Below are 23,308 nucleotides of genomic sequence, written 5' to 3'. Positions count from 1 at the left end.
CGCCTTCGAAAGCAGGCGCCCAGTAAAAACCCCGCTGCGGCGGGGTTTTTTATGGGCTGATCGTTTCGGGGAAGGGCTCCCACGAAACTCCTGCGATCAGTGCAGAGCGTGAGTTCGGATCAAGCCGACCGCGATGCCTTCCAGCGCGAATTCCTGATCGGCTTCAACAATGATGGTTTGGAAGTCAGGATTTTCGGGCAACAGCTCGATATGGCCGTTTGTGCGTTGCAGCCGTTTGACTGTGACGTCGTCACCCAGACGAGCGACGACGATTTGGCCATTGCGGGCTTCGGACGCTTTCTTCACAGCGAGCAAGTCGCCTTCAAGAATACCCGCGTCGCGCATGCTCATGCCGCGAACCTTCAGCAGGTAATCGGGCGCTTGAGCAAACAGGTGTGGGTCGACGCCCACTTCGCGTTCCACGTGCTCGGCCGCAAGAATGGGGCTGCCAGCGGCCACACGGCCCACCAGAGGCAGCAACAGCTGTGCCAGTGAGGGAAGGGGCAGGGAAGTCTGCGAGGACGCAGCGGCGCTGTCCTTCAAGCGGATGCCGCGCGATGCGCCGGCGGTAAGCTCAATGGCGCCCTTGCGGGCCAGCGCTTTGAGGTGATCTTCCGCTGCGTTAGGTGAGCGAAAGCCCAAAGCCTGGGCAATTTCGGCACGCGTCGGCGGGAAGCCGGTGCGCGTAACGGTTTGCCGGATGAGGTCCAGAATTTGTTGCTGGCGATCTGTAAGTTTGCTGGCCATGGCGATGATCCGGTGCGAGCGGACTGTACATATATACAGCGCCATTCTGGGGGACGCAGCGCAAAAATGCAAGCCGCGGGCGGCGTCCGAAACAAAACGGAGCCCGAAGGGCTCCGTTCTTTGGGGCGCAGGCCGTCCGGCCCGCTCCGATTCGACGCTTACAGGACGGCTGCGATGCCTGCCGCGACCTTGTCGATGTTGCCGCTGTTCAGGGCGGCAACGCAGATGCGGCCGCTGGACACAGCATAGACGCCGTGCTCTTCGCGCAGGCGATCAACTTGGGCCGAGGTCAGGCCCGAGTACGAGAACATGCCGCGTTGTTCCAGCACGAAGCTGAAGTCCTGCTTGCCGCCATGTTCCTTGATCTTTTCGACCAGTTGCTTGCGCATCAGGCGGATGCGGTCACGCATGCCGGCCAGTTCTTCTTCCCACATCGCAAACAGTTCGGGCGAGTTCAGGACCGTGGACACCACCGTGCCGCCGTGGGTGGGCGGGTTCGAGTAGTTGGTGCGAATGACACGCTTCAGTTGGCTCAGCACGCGGACGGCTTCGTCCTTGCTGCCAGCCACAACCGTCAGGGCGCCAACGCGCTCGCCGTACAGCGAGAACGACTTCGAGAACGACGAGCTGATGAACATGGTCATGTCCAGGTCGGCGAACAGGCGCACGACTGCAGCGTCTTCCTTCAGGCCTTCGCCAAAGCCTTGGTAGGCGATGTCGAGGAACGGGACCAGGTTGTTTTCCTTGACCACGGCGGCGATCTGCTTCCACTGATCGGCGGTGGGGTCCACGCCGGTCGGGTTGTGGCAGCAAGCGTGCAGCACGACGACAGTCTTGGCCGGGGCGGCCTTCAGGTCGGCCAGCATGGCGTCGAAGTTCAGGCCGCGGGTGGTGGCGTCGTAGTACGAGTACGTGCCCACTTCAAACCCGGCGCGTTCGAACAGCGCGCGGTGGTTTTCCCAGCTGGGGTTGCTGATCAGGACCTTGGAGCCCGGCAGCAGGTGATGCAGGAAGTCGGCGCCGATCTTCAGTGCGCCGGTACCGCCCAGCGCTTGGGTGGTCAGCACGCGGCCGGCAGCGGCAAGCGCGGAGTCCTTGCCCAGCAGCAGCGCTTGCGCACCCTGGTTGTATCCGGCAATGCCTTCGATCGGCAGGTAGCCGCGGGCGGCAGCTGCTTCAATGCGGGCGGTTTCAGCTTTGCGAACGGCGGCCAGCAAGGGGATACGACCCTGATCGTCGTAGTACACGCCCACGCCCAGATTGACTTTTCCGGGACGCGTATCCGCGTTGTATTGTTCGTTCAGACCAAGAATGGGGTCGCGCGGCGCGAGTTCGACGGAATCGAAAAGGTTGCTCATGGGACTCTGATGAGGATGGGTGGACGCAGTACGATGTGCTGTGGATAATGGGGGGTTTACCCTGGAACAGTCTAGCATGCCCAAGAGCCCAATAGACCCGAGCAGCGCGGGAGATCTGACCGATGATCTCGCTGCGGATCTGACGGCGGCGCCGGCATCGGCTGCGGCCATGCCAGGCGGGGAAGTGAAACCTGGATTTGTCGAGTTTCCGGATAGCCCGTTTCAGCTTTACCAACCCTATCCGCCGGCAGGTGACCAGCCTGCAGCCATCGAAGGCCTGACCCAAGGGGTCGAAGATGGCCTCATGTTCCAGACGCTTTTGGGCGTGACGGGGTCGGGCAAAACCTACACCATGGCCAATGTAATCGCCCGCATGGGGCGACCCGCGTTGGTGCTGGCCCCTAATAAGACGCTGGCCGCGCAGCTTTATGCAGAAATGCGTGAGTTCTTTCCGAAGAACGCGGTTGAGTATTTTGTGTCGTATTACGACTATTACCAGCCCGAGGCCTACGTGCCGACGCGCGATCTGTTTATTGAAAAGGACTCGTCCATCAATGAGCATATCGAGCAGATGCGGCTGTCGGCCACGAAGAGCCTGCTGGAGCGCCGCGACACGATCATCGTGGGTACGGTCTCCTGCATCTACGGTATTGGTAACCCGGGCGATTACCACGCGATGGTGCTGATCCTGCGTAGCGGCGATCAGATTTCCCGCCGCGAGATTCTGGCGCGCCTGGTGGCCATGCAATACACGCGCAACGACGCCGAGTTCACGCGCGGCGTGTTCCGGGTTCGTGGCGAAACCATCGACATTTTCCCGGCGGAAAGCGCCGAATTGGCGCTGCGTCTGACGCTGTTTGATGACGAGATCGAAAGCCTGGAGCTTTTCGACCCGCTGACGGGCCGCATTCGCCAAAAGCTGCCGCGCTTTACGGTTTACCCGGGCTCGCATTACGTGACGCCGCGCGATACGGTCCTGCGCGCCATCGAAACCATCAAGGAAGAGCTGCGTGATCGCGTGAAGCGCTTCGTCGATGACGGGCATCTTGTTGAAGCGCAACGCCTGGAACAGCGCACCCGTTTCGACCTGGAAATGCTTCAAGAGCTAGGCTTCTGCAAGGGCATCGAGAACTACTCGCGGCATTTGTCGGGCGCGGCGGCGGGCGAGCCTCCGCCCACGTTGATCGACTACCTGCCGTCCGATGCGCTGATGTTCATCGACGAAAGCCACGTCACGATCGGCCAACTGAGCGGCATGTACCGCGGTGACCGATCGCGCAAGGAAACGCTGGTTCAGTACGGATTCCGTCTGCCATCCGCCTTGGATAACCGGCCGCTCAAGCTTGAAGAGTTCGAAGCCCGCATGCGTCAGTGCGTGTTCGTGTCGGCGACCCCGGCCGCCTACGAGAAAGAACATACAGATAACGTGGTCGAGCAGGTCGTGCGGCCCACGGGTCTCGTTGATCCGCTGGTTGAGGTGCTGCCTGCCCGCACGCAAGTTGATGACTTGCTGGGCCAGATCAAGGCCCGTGTGTCGCTGGGCGAGCGGGTGCTGGTCACAACGCTGACCAAGCGCATGGCGGAAGATCTGACGGACTTCCTCAGCGAGCATGGCGTGAAGGTCCGGTACCTGCACTCGGACATCGATACCGTCGAGCGCGTGGAAATTCTGCGCGACCTGCGACTGGGGACTTTCGACGTGCTGGTGGGGATCAACCTGCTGCGCGAAGGCCTGGATATCCCCGAGGTGTCGCTGGTGGCGATCCTGGATGCGGACAAGGAAGGTTTCCTGCGTTCGGAGCGCAGCCTGATTCAGACCATTGGCCGAGCGGCCCGCAATTTGAACGGGCACGCGATCCTGTATGCGGACCGCATCACGGATTCCATGCAGCGAGCCATGGAGGAAACCAGCCGCCGCCGCGCCAAGCAGCTGCAATTCAACATTGATAACGGCATCACGGCGCGTGGCGTGCAGAAGGCGGTGCGCGAGCTGATCGACGGTATTGTTGCGCCGGTGCAGCACGACGCCCTGGAAGCGGCGGTTCCCGCCGAGTTCCTCAAAGACGAAAAAGCCTTGGCGCGAGAGCTCAAGCGTTTGGAAAAGTTGATGATGGATCACGCGCGGAATCTGGAGTTCGAGCAGGCCGCCGCCGCCCGCGACGCCCTGACTGCATTGAAGCAGAGGGTGCTTTTGGATGGCGCCGTGTGAGGGAATTGGCGTTTCTGAATGTGTCTGATTGCTGACAGCTAGCTGAACTGTTGTAAAAACTACTGCACTGCAATCAGGCTTTCATAAACCTTGTAATTTATGGGATATCAAGCTAAGAGTTTGGGTGTTAATAAATCAGTAAGATACTGATTTTTAAAGGTAAATTAAGCTGATGTATTTGCTCTGATCCAATCGGGGATTTGCAAAAAAAGCTTGCCTTATCTCGGGTTTTCCCGCACACTTACTCCCATGATGACCAAGGTACTTTTCGTTTGCATGGGCAATATCTGTCGCTCGCCGAGCGCAGAGGGCGTGTTTCGCCATTTGGTGAACGACGCGGGTTTGGGCGACGTCGTTCGCATCGACTCTGCGGGCACGCACGCGTTTCACATCGGCGAGGCGCCTGATGCCCGGGCGCAGGCTGCGGCGCGTAAGCGCGGCTACGAGATCACGCACTGTGAGGCGCGTCAGGTCACCGCGGAAGATTTCCGCGATTTTGATCTTATCCTCGCCATGGACTGGGACAATCTGTCCGCCATGCAGCAGCAGTGCCCCAAAACCTATCAGCACAAATTGATGCTGCTGATGCGCTTCGCCAACGAGTTCGAGGAGGCCACCGTGCCTGATCCGTACTACGGCGGCGCCGATGGTTTCGGCAAGGTGCTCGACTACCTGGAGGACGCCTGTCAGGGTGTTCTTGAACTGGTCCGTAAGCGCGCTACTCAGTACCAAGCAGCTTGATCGCTTTTCCGTAGAGCCGCCTGTAGTGCGGCTCTCGGCGTACTGGGGCAGTGAAAAAACCGCGCAACTGCGCGGTTTTTTCTAGCCGGGAGCCATACCAAATTAGTCGGGAATAGGCTATACTTGACCCAATTACTCGGGTATTGACCGCTGGATTCGCTGGCGGCCATTGCCGAATCACAGGGAACCCACCATGCGGCTAACTACCAAAGGGCGTTTCGCCGTGACTGCCATGATCGATCTGGCTATGCGGCAGCATAGCGGCCCGGTCACTCTTGCGGCCATCAGCCAGCGTCAGAATATTTCGCTTTCCTATCTGGAACAGCTGTTCGGAAAACTGCGTCGCCACGAACTCGTGGATAGCGTGCGTGGTCCGGGCGGCGGTTACTCGCTTGCGCGTCTTGCGCGCAACGTTACCGTTGCCGACATCATCTTTGCGGTTGATGAACCTTTGGACGCCACCAGCTGTGGCGGCAAACGGGACTGTACGAGCGGCAATGACGGCAAGCCGGGCAAGTGCATGACGCACGAGCTCTGGGCCACATTGAATCGCAAGATGGTCGATTACCTGGATTCGGTGTCCCTGCAAGATCTCGTTGATCAGCAGCGCGTGCGCCAATTGCAGGAAGCCAGCAATCAAGCGCAGGCCTGCGCGGTACGTGTGAATCGGGTGGGTGGGGCGAACGCCGCCGCCGCCAATGCCCCGACCACGACCGTTGCCGCCAATGCCACCGTATAAGCAGTATCAGGAGTTGTAGATATGACCACCCGCCCGATTTATTTTGACTATTCGGCCACGACACCCGTCGACCCCCGCGTCGTGGACAAGATGGTGCCCTGGCTGTACGAGAATTTCGGCAATCCGGCATCGCGCAGCCACTCGTTTGGCTGGGAATCCGAAGAAGCCGTTGAGCGCGCCCGCGAAGAAGTCGCCAAGCTGGTCAATGCTGACCCGCGTGAAATTGTCTGGACTTCTGGCGCAACGGAATCCAACAACCTGGCCATCAAGGGCGCCGCGAATTTCTACGCCGAGCGCGGCAAGCACATCATCACGGTGAAGACCGAGCACAAGGCGGTGTTGGACACCTGTCGCGAGCTCGAGCGCCAAGGCTTCGAGGTCACGTATCTGAATGTGAAAGATGATGGCCTGATTGATCTGGACGTCTTCAAGGCTGCGCTGCGCCCTGACACGGTGCTGGTGTCGGTGATGATGGTCAACAACGAGATCGGCGTTGTCCAGGACATCGAGACCCTGGGCGAGATCTGCCGCGAGAAAGGGATCATCTTCCACGTGGACGCCGCTCAGGCGACTGGCAAGGTGGAAATCGATCTGCAAAAGCTGAAGGTCGACCTGATGTCGTTCTCGGCGCACAAGACTTACGGCCCCAAGGGTATCGGCGCGTTGTACGTGCGCCGCAAGCCGCGCATCCGCATCGAAGCGCAAATGCACGGCGGTGGCCATGAGCGTGGTTTCCGTTCTGGCACGCTGGCCACCCATCAGATCGTTGGCATGGGCGAAGCTTTCCGTCTGGCCCGCGAAGAAATGGGCACCGAGAACGAACGCATCCGCATGTTGCGAGATCGTCTTTGGAATGGCCTGTCGCAGATCGAAGAGGTCTATCTGAATGGCGACATGGACCAGCGCGTGCCGCATAACCTGAACGTCAGCTTCAACTATGTCGAAGGCGAGTCCCTGATCATGGCGATCAAGGAACTGGCCGTCTCCAGCGGTTCGGCCTGCACCTCGGCCAGCCTGGAACCTTCCTATGTGCTGCGCGCACTGGGCCGCAACGACGAGCTGGCGCACAGCTCGATCCGCTTCACCCTGGGCCGTTTCACGACCGAAAAGGAAGTGGATTACGCGATCGAACTTCTCAAGAGCCGTGTTGGCAAGCTGCGCGATATGTCGCCGCTGTGGGAAATGGCCAAGGAAGGCATCGACCTGAACACCGTGCAGTGGGCCGCGCACTAAGCGCCCGCGCCAAGAAATACGTGGAGAACTAATATGTCTTACAGCACTAAAGTCCTGGATCACTACGAAAACCCGCGCAACGTCGGTTCGTTCGACAAGTCGGACGAGTCGGTTGGTACCGGCATGGTCGGCGCGCCCGCCTGTGGCGACGTGATGAAGCTGCAGATCAAGGTAAACGAAGCTGGCGTGATCGAAGACGCGCGCTTCAAGACCTATGGTTGCGGTTCGGCCATTGCGTCCAGCTCGCTCGTGACCGAATGGGTCAAGGGCAAGACGTTGGACCAAGCCATGAACATCCGCAACACGCAGATTGCTGAAGAGTTGGCTCTGCCGCCGGTGAAGGTTCACTGTTCCATCCTGGCCGAAGACGCGATCAAGGCCGCGGTGCAGAACTACAAAGAAAAGCACTCGGTTCCGGCCGAAGCGGTGGCAGGCTGATCATGTCCGTTACCCTGACCCAACAGGCTGCCACCCATATCGGCCGCTACTTGCAAAAGCGCGGAAAGGGTATCGGCTTGCGGCTCGGCGTTAGGACGACGGGCTGCTCCGGCATGGCCTACAAGTTGGAATACGTGGACGACTCGGCGCCGGAAGACGCCGTGTTCGAGAGCTTTGGCGTAAAGGTCTTCATCGACCCCAAGAGCCTGGCTTACCTGGATGGCACCGAGCTGGATTACGCCCGCGAAGGCCTGAACGAAGGTTTCAAGTTCCGCAACCCCAACGAGAAGGCGACCTGCGGCTGCGGCGAGTCGTTCACGGTGTAAGTCTTGGCTGGAGACGACCACTTCAGCCTGTTCGGCTTACCGGCACGCTTCGACCTGGACGCGCAAGCGTTGGAATCGTCGTGGCGCGCTGTCGCCGCGCAAGTGCATCCCGACCGTTTTGCCACGGCCAGCCCCGCGGAACGCCGCGTCGCCATGCAATGGGCGGCGCGTGCGAACGAGGCTTACCGTGTGCTGCGCGACCCGTTGTTGCGGGCGCGTTACCTGTGCGAGCAGGCAGGCGTTGATTTGCAGACCGAAAGCAACACGTCCATGGACACCGCTTTCCTGATGCAGCAAATGACCTGGCGCGAGATGCTGGACGATGCGCGAGACGACGCTGCCGCGTTGGCCGCCCTGCAATCGGAGTTGGAAGAGGCGCGCGTTACGATGCGCGCCACGCTGACCCGGCTGCTGGATACCGAACGCGACTACGCGACTGCCGGGCTCAAGGTGCGGGAATGGATGTTCGTGGAAAAGCTGGCTGAAGAGCTGGCGCACGCCCAGCCCGCTGGATAGCCCTACGCTGCGTTGGGGCGCCCCGGAGACGGGCGCCAGGACTTCGCCGCCTACTGACCAGAAAAATAGAATCATGGCCTTATTGCAGATATCCGAGCCCGGTGAATCGCCCGCGCCGCACCAGCGCAAGCTGGCGGTCGGGATCGATCTGGGCACTACCAATTCTCTCGTCGCGGCGGTGCGCAGCAGCGTGGCCGAAGTGTTGCCTGACGCGCAGGGCTATGCCTTGCTGCCGTCGGCGGTGCGTTATTTCCCCGGCGGGAAAGTCACCACGGGCCGCGAGCCTCTGGCTCAGCAAGCCGAAGACCCCTTGAATACCGTTGTGTCCGTGAAGCGATTCATGGGCCGTTCGTTGGAAGAGGCGCGCGCCACGCGTGCCCCCTACGAATTCGTGGATGCGCCCGGCATGGTGCGTATCCGCACGGCGCAGGGTGATCTGAGCCCGGTCGAGGTGTCCGCGCAGATTCTGGCGGTGCTGCGCCAGCGCGCTGAAGACGTGCTGGGCGACGACCTGGTGGGCGCGGTGATCACCGTGCCGGCATACTTTGACGATGCTCAGCGGCAAGCGACGCGCGATGCGGCGCGTTTGGCCGGCCTGAACGTACTGCGCCTGCTGAACGAGCCCACGGCTGCGGCCATTGCCTACGGTTTGGATCACGCGTCCGAAGGTGTGTACGCCGTGTACGACTTGGGCGGCGGCACGTTCGACATTTCGATTTTGCGTCTGACGCAGGGCGTGTTCGAAGTGATCTCCACCGGCGGCGACACCGCGCTGGGTGGTGATGACTTTGATGCGCTGATCGCTGACCACGCCGTGGCCAAGCTGGCGGCGGGCGAGTTCTCGCCGGCGGATCGCCGCGGGTTGCTGATGGCCGCTCGTACCGCGCGTGAAGCCTTGTCGGACGCCGAGACCGCCACGTTGAAGCTGGCTTTGTCTGACGGCCGAGATGTGAATCTGACCCTGACGCGCGCTGAATTTGAAACGCTGGCGCAGCCGCTGATCGAGCGCACGCTGGATTGCGCACGCCGCGCTTTGCGCGATGCGTCGTTGAAACCCGCCGATGTGCGTGGCGTCGTGATGGTGGGCGGCGCAACGCGCATGCCCGTTGTGCGCGCCGCGGTTGGCAAGGTGTTTGGCACCGAGCCGTTGACCGATCTGGACCCGGATCAAGTCGTGGCGCTGGGGGCGGCCTTGCAGGCCAATCTGCTGGCGGGTAACCGCGCGCCGGGCGAAGACTGGCTGCTGCTGGACGTGATTCCGCTGTCACTGGGGCTCGAAACGATGGGCGGCCTGGTTGAGCGGGTGATTCCGCGCAACAGCACGATTCCGGTGGCGCGTGCCCAAGAGTTCACGACGTTCAAGGATGGCCAAACGGCCATGAGCATCCACGTGGTGCAGGGCGAGCGTGATCTTGTGGCGGACTCGCGTTCGCTCGCACGTTTTGAATTGCGTGGCATCCCCCCGATGGTGGCGGGCGCCGCGCGCATTCGCGTGACCTTCCAGGTGGATGCGGATGGCCTGCTGAGCGTTACCGCGCGCGAGCAGAGCACTGGCGTGGAAGCTGCGGTGTCAGTCAAACCGTCGTACGGCCTGACCGACGACGAGATCGCGCAGATGCTGGCCGACAGCGTGGCGCAGGCCGATACCGATGCCCGTGCACGCATGTTGCGCGAGCAGCAGGTGGACGCGCGCCAACTGGTCGAATCCGTTCAGGCCGCCCTGGCGGTTGACGGCGACTTGCTGGAAGCCGACGAGCGCAAGCAGGTGGACGAATGCCTGCAAGCCGCCATCGACGCACAAAACGCGCAGGACGTGGACACGGTGAAAGACGCCGTGCAGGCCTTGTCGGCCGCGACCGATGACTTCGCCGCGCGGCGGATGGATCGCAGCATCCGCGCCGCATTGGCGGGCCGCAAACTTGATGAGATCGCCTGATTAGAAGTTATGCCGAAACTGACTGTATTGCCTCATCCCGATTACTGCCCCGAAGGCGCCGTGATCGAAGACGCGCCCAAGGGCGTGTCGATCTGCCGCGTTCTGCTGGATAACCACATCGACATCGAACACGCGTGCGAGTTGTCGTGCGCGTGCACGACCTGTCACGTGGTGATCAAGCAAGGTTATTCTGCGCTGGAAGACGCGACGGACGACGAAGAAGATTTGCTGGACAAGGCCTGGGGCCTGACGCCGACGTCGCGCTTGTCGTGCCAGGCGCTGGTGACCGATACCGACCTGACGGTCGAGATTCCCAAGTACACCATCAACCACGCGAAAGAGGGCCATTGATGAAGTGGACCGATACCTACGAGATTGCGGCCGCGCTGGTCGACACGCACCCTGACGTGGACCCGAAGACGCTGCGTTTCACTCAGCTGCGCGAATGGGTCATGGCCTTGCCGGATTTCAGCGATGACCCCGCCCACTGTGGCGAGAAGATCCTGGAAGCCATTCAGATGGCCTGGATCGACGAAGCGGACTGACCCGCTGGCAAAAACGCTCCCTACGGGGAGCGTTTTGTTTTGGCGCCTGCGATGCCGCGGCCTTCATGGCCACGGTATTATCAGGGGTCCGATTGTTGTGTTCCTATTTGCCTGAGTCTACCGATGCCCGCTGCCCAATTGCGTTTTGGCCTGGCCGCCAATCGACTGCACCACGAAACTCCCGATGCCGCGCTGTTCACCTGGTTGCGGGCCTGTTCGTCCACCATTCGCGAGATGGGTGTGCAGCTGCACACCGTTGGCCGCACGCACGACGCCATCGTGCGCGAAGGCATGCTGCAAGGCTATAGCGGCCTGGTGCGCTACCCGTATGGGCGCGAAGGCGGCTTGATGAAGCTGGTGGCGCGCGTCACCGAGGGCCGCGATGGGCAGGCGCCGTTTGATGGCGCCATCTATCTGATTGACCCGGTGGACCCGTCGTCGATTTTCCCCGAAGCGTTGGCGCTGAAGCGTCAGTGCATCACGCACGGCCGGCCGTTTATCTCGACGCTGGCGGGCGCCATCGAATGGATGGAAGTCGAACGTGTGCATGCCGGGCTCGCGCCCGATGTGTCGGCATCGCGCCTCTTTAATTTTGCGGGCCAGACGCTGGCGATGATCGCCCACGATGCGCTCAAAGACGAGATGGTGGCGTTCGCCAGCGAGCACTTTGATGTGCTGTCGCAGTTTGCGCGGCGTGTCGCCACCGGCACCACCGGCGGGCGCCTGAACGAGCTGGCGTGGTCGCGCGGCTGGCCGAAGGATACGCCGTGGGTGCATCGTTACCTGAGCGGGCCGCTGGGCGGCGACGCGCAGATTGCCGAGCTGGTGCTGGAGCATCAATGCCAGCGCGTGATCTTCTTTGAAGACCCGCATGTGGCGCGTCAGCATGAAGCGGATATCCAGCTGCTGGAACGCGCCGTGCGCGTGGTGACGGAGTCGGCCACGTGCGCAACGTCGCCGACGGTGGCGCGGCGCTGGGCGCAAGCCGTGGAAAAGCGCGCCGGGCTGATCTGATCTGGCTATTACCCGGGTGAGAGGTGATCGATGATGATCGGCCTTCATCGGCCGTTCCGATTCCTTATTCACCCTTGAACGCCGGCGCCCGTTTTTCGCGGAACGCTTGCACGCCTTCCGCGAAGTCGGCGCGCCGCGCGGAATCCAGAAAGCGCGCGGTCTCGTCCGCCAGCTGGGTTTCCAATGTGGCGTGCGCAGCCGAGCGCAGCAGGTCCTTCGCGCCGGCGATGCCATGCGGCGCGTGGCGGGCAAGGTCCACTGCATATTGTTCCGCTGCAACGCTGAGTTCTCCCGCAGGCGCCACGCGCGTGATGATGCCCCAGGCCAGCGCGTCGCTGGCGGTGAAAGCGTCGTGGCGCAGCAGTAAGTCCAGCGCGCGCTTGGGACCCAGTACGCGTGCCAGCCCGTGCGTCATGCCGGCGTCTGGCGTGGCGCCGAGTTTGAGATAGGCGGTCATGAAGCGCGTGCCCGCATCGGCGATGGCCAGGTCGCACGCCAGCACCAGCGACAACCCCGCGCCCGCCGCGACGCCATGCACTTCGGCCAGCCAGACCTTGTTCATGCGGCCGATGCGCGAGATGAAATCATTCAGCGGCGTGAACAAGTCCAAGAGCGTGTTGCGCACGTCATCCGGCGCGCCCGTGAACATGCTGATGTCGCCGCCCGCGCAGAAGGCTTTGCCCGACGCGCGCAAACGCACCACGCGAATTTCCTTGCGGGTTTCCAGCCATTGGGCGGCGCGTTGCAGGTCGCGCGCCATGGCGACATCAATGGCGTTGAGCGTGTCGGCGCGGTTCAGCGTGACGGTCGCAAGAGTGCCTTTGGCCTCCAGCAGCACCGTCTGAAACGTGGGAAGTCCTTGGGTCATGGCGTGTCTCCGTTATCGGGTAAGTACCAACTGTCGATCCAAAAACCGCGATGCTATGGTCTGAACCGAGCGCTTGCTTGGTTTTGTTTTGAGCACGCTTAGCGTAACGCATCGCAGTACCGCATGAACGATTTTCCGGCGCTGAACAGGCAAAGGTAAAGACAGGTTCGTTGCATCTCCTGGCTCGCGGGTCGCCTGATTCATCGTCTTAAAAAATGTCCGCCCAAGGCGGCAAAAAAACTTCGCGATCATTCAGCGAGGAGACAAATGGTGGATCAGTCCGAGCAACCTCCCTTGCTGGAGGTGGATGGGGTTACCTTGGCGTTTGGCGGGGTCAAAGCGCTGACGGGCGTGGGCTTTCGCGTGGCGCCGGGTTCCATCACCACGGTCATCGGCCCCAATGGCGCCGGCAAGACCTCGCTGTTCAACACCATTTCCGGGTTCTATAAACCCGCCGCCGGGCAGATCCGCTTTGAAGGGCGCGACATTACGCGTGTCGCGGCGCCTGCACGCGCCAAGCTGGGCTTGGCGCGCAGCTTTCAGAACATTGCGCTGTTTCGCGGCATGACGGTGCTGGACAACATCAAGCTGGGCCGCCACGCGCATCTGCGCACCAATGTGCTGGACGCCTTGTTCTACCTGGGCCGCGCGCGCCGCGAAGAGATGGCGCTGCGGGCCGACATCGAAGAACGCATCATCGATTTTCTTGAAATCGACCACATCCGCCACGCGCCCGTCGCGGCCTTGTCGTATGGGCTGCAAAAGCGCGTGGAACTGGCGCGCGCGCTGGCCATGAACCCCAAAGTGCTGATGCTGGACGAGCCGGTAGCCGGTATGAATCGTGAAGAAACCGACGACATGGCGCGCTTCATCCTGGACGCGCGTTCTGAGTGGGGCGTGACGGTGCTGATGGTGGAGCACGACATGGGCATGGTGATGGACCTGTCGGACCACGTGGTGGTGCTGAATTTTGGGCAGGTCATTGCCGATGGCACGCCCAGCCAGGTCCAAGCGAACCCGGAAGTCATCAAGGCGTATCTGGGCGCGGGTGATGTGGGCGACCTGCGCCGCCGCTTGCGGGAGGCTGCCTGATGGACATGCTGTTCTTTCTGGAAGTGACGCTGGCTGGTTTGGGCAGCGGCGGCTTGTATGCGCTGGCGGCGCTGGCGTTTGTGATTGTCTACAAGGCGACGCGCGTGGTGAACATCGCCATCGGCGAATTCCTGATGCTGGGCGCCTATGTGTTCTATGCCTTTGCCACCGGCATGGAATGGCCGATCTGGCTGGCGATTGTGGGCGCCGTGGTGGTGTCGGGCGCCTTGGGCGCGCTGGTTGAGCGCCTGACGATACGGCCCATGTTGGGCGAAGCGCCCATCTCGGTGTTCATGGTGACGGTGGGGCTGGCGTCCATTCTGGTGGGCGTGGTGGAACTGATCTGGACGGCCGACCAACGCCGCTTGCCCGAGTTCATGCCGCGTTCACCCGTGATGGTGGGCGAAGCCTTTGTGGCGCCCAAGGTGTTCTACGGATTCTGGGTGGCGGTGGTGCTGGCCTTGCTGGTGCTGGTGGTGTTTCGCTACTGGCGCGGCGGCGTGGCGTTGCGCGCGACGGCGTCTGACCAAGGCGCGGCGTATGCAATGGGCATCAACGTGCCGCGCGTGTTCTCGTTGGCCTGGGTGGCGGCGGGTGCGCTGGCGGCGGTGTCGGGCGTGATCGTGGGTGCGATTGGCGGCATCTCGTCATCGATGGGCGTGTTTGGCTTGTCGGTGCTGGTGGTGGTGATCGTGGGCGGGCTGGATAGCGTGGCGGGCGCCTTGGTGGGCGGCGTGTTCATCGGCTTGCTGGAGGCGTGGGCGGGGGCGTACCTGGGCGGCGAGTTCAAGCTGCTGGCCACGTTCATCGTGTTGGTAGTGGTGCTGATGGTCAGGCCCTACGGCCTGTTCGGCACCCGTGAAATCGAGAGGCTCTGACCCATGCGCATCGCCACTGCAAAGCAGACTTACCTGGCCGACGAAGCGCTATTCGATACGCGCACGCAGCATGTGTGGCTGGCGTTGCTGGCGGCGTCCCTCGTGCTGTTCCCGTTCGTGGCCGACGCGTACTGGCTGTACCTGGCCTGCCTGGTGGCGATCAACATCGCCAGCGCGACCGGGCTGAATATTCTGACGGGCTACACCGGGCTGGTCAGCCTGGGGCAGGCGGCCTTCATGGGCTTGGGCGCATACACCGTGGCCGTGATGGAGCTGCGCCTGGGGACACCGGTGCTGGTCAATCTGCTGGGCGGTGGCGTGGTGGCGATGGTGGGCGGGCTGCTGGTCGGCATTCCCTCGCTGCGGGTGAAGGGGCTGTACCTGGCCATTGCCACGATTGCCGCCTCGTTCATCGCGCATTTCATTTTCGCCAACTGGCAATTCACGGGCGGCACGAGCGGCTTGCAAGTGCCGCCAGCACGGCTGTTGGGGGTGGACCTGGATACCTCGTTCAAGATCTATTGGCTGATTGTGCCGGTGACGGTGCTGATGGTGCTGGGCGCAGCCAACCTGTTCCGCACGCGCATCGGGCGCGCCTTTATCGCCATCCGTGACCGCGATATCTCGGCCGAAGTGCTGGGCATCCGGCTGCTGCACTACAAGCTACTGTCGTTTGGCTTGTCGTCGTTCTACGCGGGGGTGGCGGGCGGCCTGTGGGCGTATTTCTTTCGCGTCGTCACGCCCGAGAGCTTTCCGCTGATCATGTCGATCTTCTTTCTGGCCGCGATCATCGTGGGCGGCATGGGGTCGATATTGGGCTCCATCCTGGGCGCCATCTTCATGACGATGGTGCCGGAATTGTTGAAGCTGATCGTGGGCTGGCTGTCGGTGGGCGGCGATGCGCTGCGGCTGGTGTCGCCCGTGCGCACCATTGTTTTCGGCCTGCTGATTGTGGGCTTTCTGATCTTCGAGCCGCATGGGCTCGCGGAAATCTGGCGGCGAGTGCGCCGCTTCTTCCACCTGTGGCCTTTCCGGACCTGAGCGCTGACTGGCCGACTGCAATACCCATAAGACCCAAGGAGACACATCATGAAGCGCATCCGGATAGGCAGCGGTTTATCGAAGTTGTTGGCCCCATTGGGCCTGGCGGCGGCATTGGCGGTGGCGCCCGCGGCGCAGGCCGCGGACGATCTGGTGCTGGGCGGGTCGATTCCGCTGAGCGGCGTGTTCGCCTTCGCGGGCCAGGGCATTCACGCGGGCATCACCGACTACGTGAAGATCATCAACGACCAGGGCGGCATCAAGGGCCGCAAGCTGCGCTACGTGCCTGAGGACACGGCCTACAAGGTGGATGCGTCGGTGGCCGCGTTCAAGAAGATCACCAGCCAGAACAAGGTGAATTTCTACTACGGGGACTCGACCGGCTTTTCGAAGACCATCAACGCCGAACTGAACCGCACGGGCGACATCCTGATGACGGGCGCATCGTTCGCGACCGAGCTGAACGACCCGGCCAAGTATCCCGCGCAGTTCATGCTGGGGCCGGACTACACCGAGATGTTCGGCATTCTGCTGCGCTACATCGCCAAGGAACAGCCGGGCGCGAAAGTCGCGTTCGTGTATTCCGATACCGAGTTCGGCCGCGACCCCATTGCGAGTTCGCGCGCGGTGGCTGAAAAGCTGGGGCTGAAAGTCGCCACCGAAATCATGACGCCGCCGGGCAGCGTTGATGTATCGACCGAAGTCATCAAGCTGCGCCGCGCCGACCCTGACTTCACGATCTTCCACGGCTATGTGCTGGCGCCCATTCCCGAATTCGTGGGGCAGGGCAAGCGCATGGGTCTCAAGACACGCTACATGGGCACGTTCTGGACCATGGACAACTCCACGGTGATGCAGATGGGTGAAGACGCCGAAGGCTTCATGGGCGTGATGCCGTACCGGTACTACTACGACACGGACGGCGACGCGCCGATGCTGAAGAAGATTCGCGAAATGCGTCCGCAGTATCAAAGCACGGGCTATATGCAGGGCTTCCTGGCGGCGATGCTGTTTTCAGAGGTGGCCAAGCGCACGCTGGACGCCGGCAAGGAACTGACCAGCGCCAACATGAAGGCCGCGCTGGACGGCATCAAGGACTTTGACACGGGCGGGCTGATCGGCGTGCCGATCACAATCAAGGGCAATTCCATTCCGGTGGGCCGGATCTATCGCGCTGACGTGAAGCAAAAGCAGATGGTGCCGGCGTCCGATTGGATCGTGTTGAAGTGAGGCCACTGTGAACCTGGGACATGACGCGCAACAGACGACGACGGCGCCGCCCGCAGCGGTGCTGGACATCAACAATATCGAAGTCGTCTACAACAAGGCGGTGCAGGTGTTGCGCGGCCTGTCCCTGTCGGTGCCTGCCGGCAGCATCGTGGCGCTATTGGGCAGCAACGGCGCAGGAAAATCCACAACCTTGAAGGCCGTGTCCGGCTTGCTGGACCTGGAAGACGGGGCGCTCGTGCGCGGGCACATCGTCTACAACGGCGGCGACACGGCGGGCGCCAAGCCGCAAAACCTGGTGCGCGCGGGGCTGGCGCATGTGATGGAAGGGCGGCGCGTGTTCGAAGACCTGACCGTGGAAGAGAACCTGGTGGCGGCCACCTACGCGCTGACGGGCAGGCCGGGGGCGCGCGTGGACTTCGATCTGGTCTACGGGTATTTCCCGCGCCTGTTCGAGCGGCGGCGCGGGCTGGCGGGGTATTTGTCCGGGGGCGAACAGCAGATGCTTGCCATTGGCCGGGCGCTGATTGCGCAGCCTCGGCTGATGCTGTTGGATGAACCGTCGCTGGGTTTGTCGCCGATGCTGGTGGAGAGCATTTTTTCCATCATCGCGCGCATCAACGCCGAGCAGGGCGTGTCGATGTTGCTGGTTGAACAGAACGCCTCGGTGGCATTGGCCGTGGCGCATTACGGCTACATCATGGAAACGGGCAAGGTGGTGATCGACGGGTCTGCCGACAAGCTGGCCGCCGACCCGGACGTGCGCGAGTTCTATCTGGGCGTGGGCGGCACGGGCGAGGCGCGCGGCTTTCGCGACATCAAGCACTACAAGCGCCGCAAGCGCTGGCTGTCATGAAGGATAAGACCATGATTGCCCCCATCGACCTTGCCGTCTGGCCCGAGCTGACCTTGCCGCAGATGCTGCGCGAGCAGGCGCGGCGGCAGCCCGCCGGCATTGCCATCCGGCAAAAGGATTTTGGCATCTGGAAGCCGCTGACCTGGGCGGGATATTGGCAGCGTGCCTGCCGCGTGGGGATGGGGCTGCGCGCCTTGGGCCTGAGCCCCGGCGGCCGCGTGGCCATCGTGTCCGAGAACCGCGTGGAATGGCTGCTGACGCAGCTGGGGGCGGGCACCGTGGGCGGCGTGGCGGTGGGCGTGTATTCCACCAGCCCCGCCGAAGAAATGGGCTATGTGCTGGAGCATGCGGACGTCGAGCTCGTCGTATGCGAAGACCAGGAGCAAACCGACAAGGTGCTGCAAGTGGCCAGCCGCCTGCCGCGCTTGCGCCGCATCGTGATGATGGAAACCAAGGGGCTGCGGTCTTATGCGCCGGCCGAGCGCGAACGCATCGTGACCTTTGCCGAGATCGAAGCCGATGGCGCGGCGCGCGAAGCCGCCGAGCTTGCTGCGCTGAATACCGCGCTGGATGCGCAGGGCCTGGATGAAACTGGGCTGATGATCTATACGTCGGGCTCCACGGGCAAGCCCAAGGGCGCGATGCTGAGCTTTCGCAATATGCGCGGCGTGGCCCCGGGCATCGCGGACCGGCTGTCGATGGATGCGCACAGCGTGCATCTGTCTTACCTGCCGCTGTGCCACGTGGCCGAGCAGATGCTGTCGACCTTTGTGCCGTTGTATCTGGGGTCGCAGGTGAATTTTGGGGAGTCGATCCGCACCGTGCAGGAAGACCTGCGTGAAGTGGCGCCGACGATCTTCCTGGGCGTGCCGCGCATTTGGGAAAAGCTGCACGCGTCGATCTCGATCAAGATGCAGGAAGCGGGCCGGCTACAGCAATGGCTGTACCGGCAGGCGCTGGCGCGCTGCGCGCCGTTTCTGGAAAAGTCGCCCGCGCAGTACAACGTGGGCGAACGGCTGACGCATGCGCTGTGGTACGGGCTGGTGCTGCGCGCTTTGCAGAACTTCATCGGCTTGCGGCGCGCGCGTGTGGCAATGACGGGCGCGGCGCCCATTCCGCCCGACGTGGTGCGCTACTTCCGCAATCTGGGGGTGCCGCTGCTAGAGGTGTACGGGCTGACGGAGTCGGCGGGCATGATCTTTGGCCAGCATCCTGACCGTGTGAAGGTGGGCACGGTGGGCGAGCCAATTCTGGGTGTCGATTGGAAAATGGGCGACGCGGGCGAACTGCTGGTGCGTGGCGATATGGTGTTCCAGGGCTATTACAAAAACGCCGACGCCACGGCGGATACGGTGCGTGATGGCTGGTTGCATACGGGTGATGTGGTGGCGGAATTGGATGGCCGCGTGCGCATCGTGGACCGCCTGAAAGACATCATGATCACGGCGGGCGGCAAGAATCTGACGCCTTCTGAAATCGAGAACGCCGTGAAGGGCAGCCCCTATGTGAAGGAATGCATCGTGATTGCGGATGGGCGCAAGTTCGTGTCCGCCCTGATCCAGCTGGAGTTCGATACGGTGGGCAAGTGGGCGGAGTCGCGCCGCATTGCATTCACGCATTTCCGGTCGCTGGCCGAATCGGCGCAGGTGCGCGAGCTGGTGCAGCAGGAAGTGTCGCGCGCCAATGCCGGGCTGGCCCCGGTGGCGCAGATCAAGCGCTTTCACCTGCTGACCAAAGAACTGGATCATGACGACGGCGAGGTGACGGCGACGATGAAGGTGCGCCGCGCCAGCATCTATCGCACGTATGCGAAAGAAATCGAAACGCTCTACGTTGAGGAGACGATGGCATGAATGAAGCCGTGATCGTGGAAGCGGTGCGCACGCCATTCGGCCGCCGCGGCGGATGGTGGGCCGATACCCGGCCCGATACGTTGTTGGCGCAGACCGTGAACGGTTTGCTGGCGCGTGCGGGCTTGCCGGCTGACCGCGTTGAAGATCTGATTGCGGGTTGCGTCAGCCAGGCGGGCGAGCAGGGCGCCAACATCGGGCGGTTGGCCGCCATGCTGTCCGGCTTGCCGGAAAGCGTGCCGGGCGTGTCGTTGAACCGCATGTGCGGCTCCAGCCAACAGGCGGTGCACTTCGGCGCGCAGGCCATCGCGGCGGGCGATATGCGGTACGTGGTGGCGGGCGGTGTCGAGAGCATGAGCCGCGTGCCGATGTTCCTGGACGTGACACTAGGGCAGGGCGAGTTCAAGGGATTTGAATCGCTGAACCCGGCGCTGCTGGAACGCTATCCGTTGATCCATCAGATTGAAAGCGCGGAACGCATCGCCGACCACTGGCAGCTGTCGCAAGCCGCGATGGACGAGTGGGCGCGCGAAAGCCATGCGCGCGCCTGGGCCGCCGCGCGTGCCGGGTGGCATGCGGAATTGCTGCCGGGTCCGCAAGAGGCCGCGCACCGCGACGAAGGCATCCGCGAGAAAACGGACCCCGCGCGCATGGCCGCCATGGCGCCCGCCATGCGGCCAGTGGGGCAGGGCGGCGTCACCGCAGCGAATGCCAGCCAGTTGGCGGATGGCGCTGCGGCGGTGTTGCTGGCCGACCGCGATTGCGCGCTTGCTGATGGGCTGCGTCCGCGTGCGCGATTCCTGGCGCGCGTGGTGGTTGGGTCTGACCCGGTGATGCAGCTGACGGGCGTGATTCCCGCCACGCGGCTGGCGTTGGCGCGCGCGGGACTCAGCCTGGAAGACATCGATTGGATCGAAATCAACGAAGCCTTCGCCAGCGTTGTGCTGGCGTGGCAGCGCGAGCTGGACGCCAAGCTGTCGCGCGTGAATCCTTGGGGCGGCGCGATTGCGCATGGGCACCCGCTGGGCGCGACGGGCGCGGGGCTGATGGCCAAGATGCTGACAGGGCTTGAAGCAACGGAAGGCGAGATCGGCATGCAGCTGATGTGCATCGGCCATGGCATGGCCACCGCGACGATTATCCAGAGGCTGTGACGCGTCATGACCAAGACCGTGGCCGCCGTGCCGCGCGACGAAGGCACCGATTCCGAACGCCGCCGCGAACTGGTGCTGACGGCGGGTCGGCTCTTTTGCAAGCACGGCTATGAGCGCACCACGGTGCGCGAACTGGCGCGCGCGGTCGGGCTGCAATCCGGCAGCTTGTTTCACCATTTCCGCAGCAAGGAAGAAATTCTGGTGGCGGTGATGAACAACGGCATTCAGGAAGTGATCGATGGCGGCGAGCGCGCGCTGGCGCGATACCACGCCCCGGCCGATCGTCTGGCGGCGCTGTTCCGCGTGCACATGTGGAGCATGCTGCAAGGCGCGGGTGGCGATGCGATGAACGCGCTGGTGTACGAATGGCGCAGCTTGTCCGCACCCAGCCAGGCGGCCGTGAAAGCGCTAAGCGACCACTACGAAGCCATGTGGCAGTCAGCGGTGGCGGGCGCGGTGGACGCGGGGCTGCTCCAGGGGGATGCACGCGTCATCAAGCGCTGCGTGCTGGGGGCGATGAACCTGACGGTGCAGTGGTACAAGCCCGGCGGGCGTCTTGCGCCTGCCGAGTTCATTGATGCGATGTTGTTGGCGTCGCTGCCGGCTTTGCCCGCAGGAGCGGGGGCGTGGCCCGTTGCCGCATAACGGCGGCTTAGCCCCGGCGCTTGAGGAAGGCGCCGACGGCGCAGGCGACAGCCAGCGCCAGTAGCGACCCGGACACCGTCAGCAGGTAATCGGCTTCGCCGTGATAGCCGCCACCGGTGACGCCGCCCGCCACGCCACCCATCCACAGCAGGGCGGTCATCAGCGCCGCTACGGCCGAGATCGCGGCGGCGATGCACAGCGCAATGAATACCGGACGTCGCGCTCGCACGGGCGCATAAGACGCGCCCTGCGAGCCCGGCTGGATGCGGCGGGGTTGCTTGATCCAGTAGACCAGCCCCGCCACCACCAGCAGCAGCATCAGGATCTTGAAGATCATGATGCCGCCGTGGCCTTGCGGCCTTTAGTCTTCACGGCGCAGGTGCGGGAAGAGGATGACGTCACGGATGCTGGGGCTGTCGGTCAGCAGCATGACCAGGCGGTCGATGCCAATGCCGCAGCCGCCCGTCGGAGGCATGCCGTATTCCAGCGCGCGGATGTAGTCTGCGTCGTAGAACATGGCTTCTTCGTCGCCGGCGTCCTTGGCTTCGACTTGCGAGCGGAAGCGTTCGGCCTGGTCTTCGGGGTCGTTCAACTCCGAGAAACCGTTGGCGATTTCGCGGCCCGTCATGAACAGTTCGAAGCGCTCGGTGATGCCTTCGCGCGTGTCGGAAGCGCGCGCCAGCGGCGACACTTCGACCGGGTAGTCGATGATGTAGGTGGGGTTCCAGAGCTTGGCTTCGGCCGTCTCTTCGAACAGCGCAAGTTGCAGCGCGCCCAGGCCGGCGCGCGACAGCACGGGGCCGTCAGCGTCCGCGCCCAGCTTCTTCAGTTCGGCGCGTACGAAGGTGGCGTCGTCCAGTTGTTCCTGGGTGTAGCCCGGCGCGTACTTCAGGATGGCTTCGCAGATGGTCAGGCGGTCGAACGGCTTGGACAGGTCCAGCTCGCGTTCCTGATAAGTCAGCACGGCGCTGCCGGTGGCCGAAATGGCGGCCTGGCGGATCAGCTCTTCGGTGAAGTCCATGAGCCAGCGGTATTCCGCAAAGGCTGCATAGAACTCCATCATCGTGAATTCAGGGTTGTGACGGGGGCTCACGCCTTCGTTGCGGAAGTTGCGGTTGACTTCGAACACGCGTTCAAAGCCGCCGACAATCAGGCGCTTCAGGTAGAGCTCGGGCGCAATGCGCAGGTACATTTCCATGTCCAGCGCATTGTGGTGCGTGACGAAGGGCTTGGCCGCCGCGCCACCCGGAATCGGGTGCAGCATGGGCGTTTCCACTTCGAGGAAACCGGCGTTCAGCATGAACTGGCGGATGCTGCCCACGGCCTTGCTGCGCGCTTCGAACGTGCGGCGCGTGGAATCCGTCATGATCAGGTCAACGTAGCGCTGGCGGTAGCGCAGTTCCTGGTCGGCCACGCCGTGGAACTTGTCGGGCAGCGGGCGCAGCGACTTCGACAGCAGGCGGGCGGTGGCGGCGTGCACCGACAGTTCGCCCTTGTTGGTCTTGAAGACCGACCCTTCGATCGCGATGATGTCGCCGATGTCCCATTGTTTGAACGCGGCGTAGTTGTCTTCGCCCAGCGTGCCGCGGTCCAGGTAGATCTGGATGCGGCCGGTGCTGTCTTGCAGCGTGGCGAAGCTGGCCTTGCCCATGACGCGCTTGAGCATCATGCGGCCGGCGACCTTGACGGTGACGGCGGCGGCGGCCAGGGCTTCCTGTTCTTCGCCGTCGTACTTGTCATGCAGGGCCGCGGCGCGGGCGTCCGGGACGAAATCGTTGGGGTACGCGACCCCGGTTTCGCGCAGTTTGGCCAGCTTGGCGCGCCGTTCGGCGATCAAGCGGTTTTCATCCTGGGCGGGGGCCGGAGTGGTCGAGTGGTCGGTCATGGTCGGGGGA

The 23,308-nt window shown here is 62.9% G+C and carries 24 protein-coding genes; 19 read left to right on the top strand and 5 right to left on the bottom strand.

The genetic code is table 11. The features are described 5' to 3' along the window. Positions 1 to 96: 96 nt before the first annotated feature. On the bottom strand, positions 97 to 747 hold the full coding sequence (gene lexA / locus HV765_RS07585; RefSeq protein ID WP_054425136.1) for a transcriptional repressor LexA: 651 nt from the start codon (positions 745 to 747) through the stop codon (positions 97 to 99). 158 nt (positions 748 to 905) lie between these two features. Continuing rightward, entirely contained in the window at positions 906 to 2,105 is a 1,200-nt protein-coding gene (locus tag HV765_RS07580; RefSeq protein WP_054425142.1) for an amino acid aminotransferase, read from the bottom strand. Positions 2,106 to 2,181: 76 nt separating this feature from the next. Between HV765_RS07580 and uvrB the strand changes: the two genes are divergently transcribed. The 11 genes from uvrB to HV765_RS07525 all read left to right on the top strand — a co-directional run bounded on the left by uvrB (position 2,182) and on the right by HV765_RS07525 (position 11,802). Then, the gene (gene uvrB / locus HV765_RS07575) at positions 2,182 to 4,314 is read left to right on the top strand and encodes an excinuclease ABC subunit UvrB (protein WP_420840104.1); all 2,133 of its coding nucleotides are present in this window, start codon (positions 2,182 to 2,184) and stop codon (positions 4,312 to 4,314) included. A gap of 249 nt (positions 4,315 to 4,563) precedes the next feature. Continuing rightward, positions 4,564 to 5,055, top strand: a complete 492-nt coding sequence (locus HV765_RS07570; protein WP_006225301.1) for a low molecular weight protein-tyrosine-phosphatase — start codon at positions 4,564 to 4,566, stop codon at positions 5,053 to 5,055. A gap of 193 nt (positions 5,056 to 5,248) precedes the next feature. After that, positions 5,249 to 5,794 (top strand): Fe-S cluster assembly transcriptional regulator IscR, encoded by a 546-nt coding sequence (gene iscR / locus HV765_RS07565; RefSeq protein WP_175169279.1) that lies wholly within the window; start codon positions 5,249 to 5,251, stop codon positions 5,792 to 5,794. Between the two features lie 21 nt (positions 5,795 to 5,815). Beyond that, entirely contained in the window at positions 5,816 to 7,027 is a 1,212-nt protein-coding gene (locus HV765_RS07560) for an IscS subfamily cysteine desulfurase (protein WP_054425147.1), read from the top strand. A 33-nt stretch (positions 7,028 to 7,060) separates the two neighbouring features. Continuing rightward, the gene (iscU, locus tag HV765_RS07555) at positions 7,061 to 7,465 is read left to right on the top strand and encodes a Fe-S cluster assembly scaffold IscU (protein WP_006225297.1); all 405 of its coding nucleotides are present in this window, start codon (positions 7,061 to 7,063) and stop codon (positions 7,463 to 7,465) included. Positions 7,466 to 7,467: 2 nt separating this feature from the next. Further along, the gene (gene iscA, locus HV765_RS07550; protein WP_006225296.1) at positions 7,468 to 7,791 is read left to right on the top strand and encodes an iron-sulfur cluster assembly protein IscA; all 324 of its coding nucleotides are present in this window, start codon (positions 7,468 to 7,470) and stop codon (positions 7,789 to 7,791) included. Between the two features lie 3 nt (positions 7,792 to 7,794). Further along, the gene (gene hscB, locus HV765_RS07545; protein ID WP_175169278.1) at positions 7,795 to 8,307 is read left to right on the top strand and encodes a Fe-S protein assembly co-chaperone HscB; all 513 of its coding nucleotides are present in this window, start codon (positions 7,795 to 7,797) and stop codon (positions 8,305 to 8,307) included. Between the two features lie 73 nt (positions 8,308 to 8,380). Beyond that, on the top strand, positions 8,381 to 10,243 hold the full coding sequence (hscA, locus tag HV765_RS07540) for a Fe-S protein assembly chaperone HscA (protein WP_054425150.1): 1,863 nt from the start codon (positions 8,381 to 8,383) through the stop codon (positions 10,241 to 10,243). A 9-nt stretch (positions 10,244 to 10,252) separates the two neighbouring features. Further along, positions 10,253 to 10,594, top strand: a complete 342-nt coding sequence (gene fdx, locus HV765_RS07535) for an ISC system 2Fe-2S type ferredoxin (protein WP_006225293.1) — start codon at positions 10,253 to 10,255, stop codon at positions 10,592 to 10,594. Beyond that, positions 10,594 to 10,788: a Fe-S cluster assembly protein IscX gene (gene iscX / locus HV765_RS07530; protein WP_054425153.1), complete on the top strand. Its 195-nt coding sequence runs from the start codon at positions 10,594 to 10,596 to the stop codon at positions 10,786 to 10,788. The genes fdx and iscX overlap by 1 nt, the downstream gene beginning before the upstream one ends. Before the next feature lie 123 nt (positions 10,789 to 10,911). Then, the gene (locus HV765_RS07525; RefSeq protein ID WP_054425155.1) at positions 10,912 to 11,802 is read left to right on the top strand and encodes a methylglyoxal synthase; all 891 of its coding nucleotides are present in this window, start codon (positions 10,912 to 10,914) and stop codon (positions 11,800 to 11,802) included. A gap of 64 nt (positions 11,803 to 11,866) precedes the next feature. Here HV765_RS07525 and HV765_RS07520 read toward each other — a convergent pair whose 3' ends face one another. Beyond that, positions 11,867 to 12,670 carry an enoyl-CoA hydratase/isomerase family protein gene (locus HV765_RS07520; protein ID WP_175169277.1) on the bottom strand — a complete coding sequence of 268 codons (804 nt, stop codon included), beginning with the start codon at positions 12,668 to 12,670 and terminating at the stop codon, positions 11,867 to 11,869. Between the two features lie 267 nt (positions 12,671 to 12,937). Between HV765_RS07520 and HV765_RS07515 the strand changes: the two genes are divergently transcribed. From HV765_RS07515 to HV765_RS07480, 8 genes are read left to right on the top strand one after another with little or no spacing between them, the layout of a single operon-like run. Next, positions 12,938 to 13,762, top strand: a complete 825-nt coding sequence (locus HV765_RS07515) for an ABC transporter ATP-binding protein (protein WP_054425161.1) — start codon at positions 12,938 to 12,940, stop codon at positions 13,760 to 13,762. Further along, on the top strand, positions 13,762 to 14,640 hold the full coding sequence (locus HV765_RS07510) for a branched-chain amino acid ABC transporter permease (protein WP_054425163.1): 879 nt from the start codon (positions 13,762 to 13,764) through the stop codon (positions 14,638 to 14,640). The genes HV765_RS07515 and HV765_RS07510 overlap by 1 nt, the downstream gene beginning before the upstream one ends. 3 nt (positions 14,641 to 14,643) lie before the next feature. Beyond that, positions 14,644 to 15,681, top strand: a complete 1,038-nt coding sequence (locus tag HV765_RS07505) for a branched-chain amino acid ABC transporter permease (protein WP_175169276.1) — start codon at positions 14,644 to 14,646, stop codon at positions 15,679 to 15,681. Between the two features lie 48 nt (positions 15,682 to 15,729). Next, the gene (locus tag HV765_RS07500) at positions 15,730 to 16,911 is read left to right on the top strand and encodes an ABC transporter substrate-binding protein (protein WP_175169275.1); all 1,182 of its coding nucleotides are present in this window, start codon (positions 15,730 to 15,732) and stop codon (positions 16,909 to 16,911) included. Between the two features lie 58 nt (positions 16,912 to 16,969). Then, the gene (locus HV765_RS07495) at positions 16,970 to 17,764 is read left to right on the top strand and encodes an ABC transporter ATP-binding protein (RefSeq protein ID WP_054425593.1); all 795 of its coding nucleotides are present in this window, start codon (positions 16,970 to 16,972) and stop codon (positions 17,762 to 17,764) included. Continuing rightward, complete coding sequence (locus HV765_RS07490; RefSeq protein WP_175169274.1) at positions 17,761 to 19,617, top strand: AMP-dependent synthetase/ligase; 1,857 nt, start codon at positions 17,761 to 17,763, stop codon at positions 19,615 to 19,617. The genes HV765_RS07495 and HV765_RS07490 overlap by 4 nt, the downstream gene beginning before the upstream one ends. Next, on the top strand, positions 19,614 to 20,768 hold the full coding sequence (locus tag HV765_RS07485; RefSeq protein WP_054425171.1) for a thiolase family protein: 1,155 nt from the start codon (positions 19,614 to 19,616) through the stop codon (positions 20,766 to 20,768). Before HV765_RS07490 ends, HV765_RS07485 begins: the two co-directional genes overlap by 4 nt. A 6-nt stretch (positions 20,769 to 20,774) precedes the next feature. After that, positions 20,775 to 21,413: a TetR/AcrR family transcriptional regulator gene (locus tag HV765_RS07480; RefSeq protein ID WP_054425172.1), complete on the top strand. Its 639-nt coding sequence runs from the start codon at positions 20,775 to 20,777 to the stop codon at positions 21,411 to 21,413. A 7-nt stretch (positions 21,414 to 21,420) separates the two neighbouring features. Here HV765_RS07480 and HV765_RS07475 read toward each other — a convergent pair whose 3' ends face one another. Next, on the bottom strand, positions 21,421 to 21,750 hold the full coding sequence (locus tag HV765_RS07475; protein ID WP_175169273.1) for a preprotein translocase subunit TatB: 330 nt from the start codon (positions 21,748 to 21,750) through the stop codon (positions 21,421 to 21,423). 24 nt (positions 21,751 to 21,774) lie between these two features. Further along, positions 21,775 to 23,298 carry a lysine--tRNA ligase gene (gene lysS, locus HV765_RS07470; RefSeq protein WP_054425176.1) on the bottom strand — a complete coding sequence of 508 codons (1,524 nt, stop codon included), beginning with the start codon at positions 23,296 to 23,298 and terminating at the stop codon, positions 21,775 to 21,777. Positions 23,299 to 23,308 lie beyond the last annotated feature (10 nt).

It is taken from the genome of Achromobacter kerstersii, assembly GCF_902859595.1.
GTDB lineage: Bacteria > Pseudomonadota > Gammaproteobacteria > Burkholderiales > Burkholderiaceae_B > Achromobacter > Achromobacter kerstersii.
Note: the sequence above shows the minus strand (reverse complement) of the source record. Positions and strands in the feature narration are given on the sequence as shown.

Bases quoted from the DNA above. Each gene is read 5' to 3' on its own strand.
- HV765_RS07510 (WP_054425163.1), top strand. From the start codon at position 13,762: ATGGACATGCTGTTCTTTCTGGAAGTGACGCTGGCTGGTTTGGGCAGC.
- HV765_RS07485 (WP_054425171.1), top strand. From the start codon at position 19,614: ATGAATGAAGCCGTGATCGTGGAAGCGGTGCGCACGCCATTCGGCCGC.
- HV765_RS07515 (WP_054425161.1), top strand. From the start codon at position 12,938: ATGGTGGATCAGTCCGAGCAACCTCCCTTGCTGGAGGTGGATGGGGTT.
- HV765_RS07475 (WP_175169273.1), bottom strand. From the start codon at position 21,750: ATGATCTTCAAGATCCTGATGCTGCTGCTGGTGGTGGCGGGGCTGGTC.
- lexA (WP_054425136.1), bottom strand. From the start codon at position 747: ATGGCCAGCAAACTTACAGATCGCCAGCAACAAATTCTGGACCTCATC.
- HV765_RS07490 (WP_175169274.1), top strand. From the start codon at position 17,761: ATGAAGGATAAGACCATGATTGCCCCCATCGACCTTGCCGTCTGGCCC.
- uvrB (WP_420840104.1), top strand. From the start codon at position 2,182: ATGCCCAAGAGCCCAATAGACCCGAGCAGCGCGGGAGATCTGACCGAT.
- HV765_RS07505 (WP_175169276.1), top strand. From the start codon at position 14,644: ATGCGCATCGCCACTGCAAAGCAGACTTACCTGGCCGACGAAGCGCTA.
- iscA (WP_006225296.1), top strand. From the start codon at position 7,468: ATGTCCGTTACCCTGACCCAACAGGCTGCCACCCATATCGGCCGCTAC.
- hscA (WP_054425150.1), top strand. From the start codon at position 8,381: ATGGCCTTATTGCAGATATCCGAGCCCGGTGAATCGCCCGCGCCGCAC.
- HV765_RS07570 (WP_006225301.1), top strand. From the start codon at position 4,564: ATGATGACCAAGGTACTTTTCGTTTGCATGGGCAATATCTGTCGCTCG.
- iscU (WP_006225297.1), top strand. From the start codon at position 7,061: ATGTCTTACAGCACTAAAGTCCTGGATCACTACGAAAACCCGCGCAAC.
- HV765_RS07580 (WP_054425142.1), bottom strand. From the start codon at position 2,105: ATGAGCAACCTTTTCGATTCCGTCGAACTCGCGCCGCGCGACCCCATT.
- iscX (WP_054425153.1), top strand. From the start codon at position 10,594: ATGAAGTGGACCGATACCTACGAGATTGCGGCCGCGCTGGTCGACACG.
- HV765_RS07500 (WP_175169275.1), top strand. From the start codon at position 15,730: ATGAAGCGCATCCGGATAGGCAGCGGTTTATCGAAGTTGTTGGCCCCA.
- iscR (WP_175169279.1), top strand. From the start codon at position 5,249: ATGCGGCTAACTACCAAAGGGCGTTTCGCCGTGACTGCCATGATCGAT.
- HV765_RS07525 (WP_054425155.1), top strand. From the start codon at position 10,912: ATGCCCGCTGCCCAATTGCGTTTTGGCCTGGCCGCCAATCGACTGCAC.
- lysS (WP_054425176.1), bottom strand. From the start codon at position 23,298: ATGACCGACCACTCGACCACTCCGGCCCCCGCCCAGGATGAAAACCGC.
- HV765_RS07480 (WP_054425172.1), top strand. From the start codon at position 20,775: ATGACCAAGACCGTGGCCGCCGTGCCGCGCGACGAAGGCACCGATTCC.
- fdx (WP_006225293.1), top strand. From the start codon at position 10,253: ATGCCGAAACTGACTGTATTGCCTCATCCCGATTACTGCCCCGAAGGC.
- HV765_RS07520 (WP_175169277.1), bottom strand. From the start codon at position 12,670: ATGACCCAAGGACTTCCCACGTTTCAGACGGTGCTGCTGGAGGCCAAA.
- HV765_RS07560 (WP_054425147.1), top strand. From the start codon at position 5,816: ATGACCACCCGCCCGATTTATTTTGACTATTCGGCCACGACACCCGTC.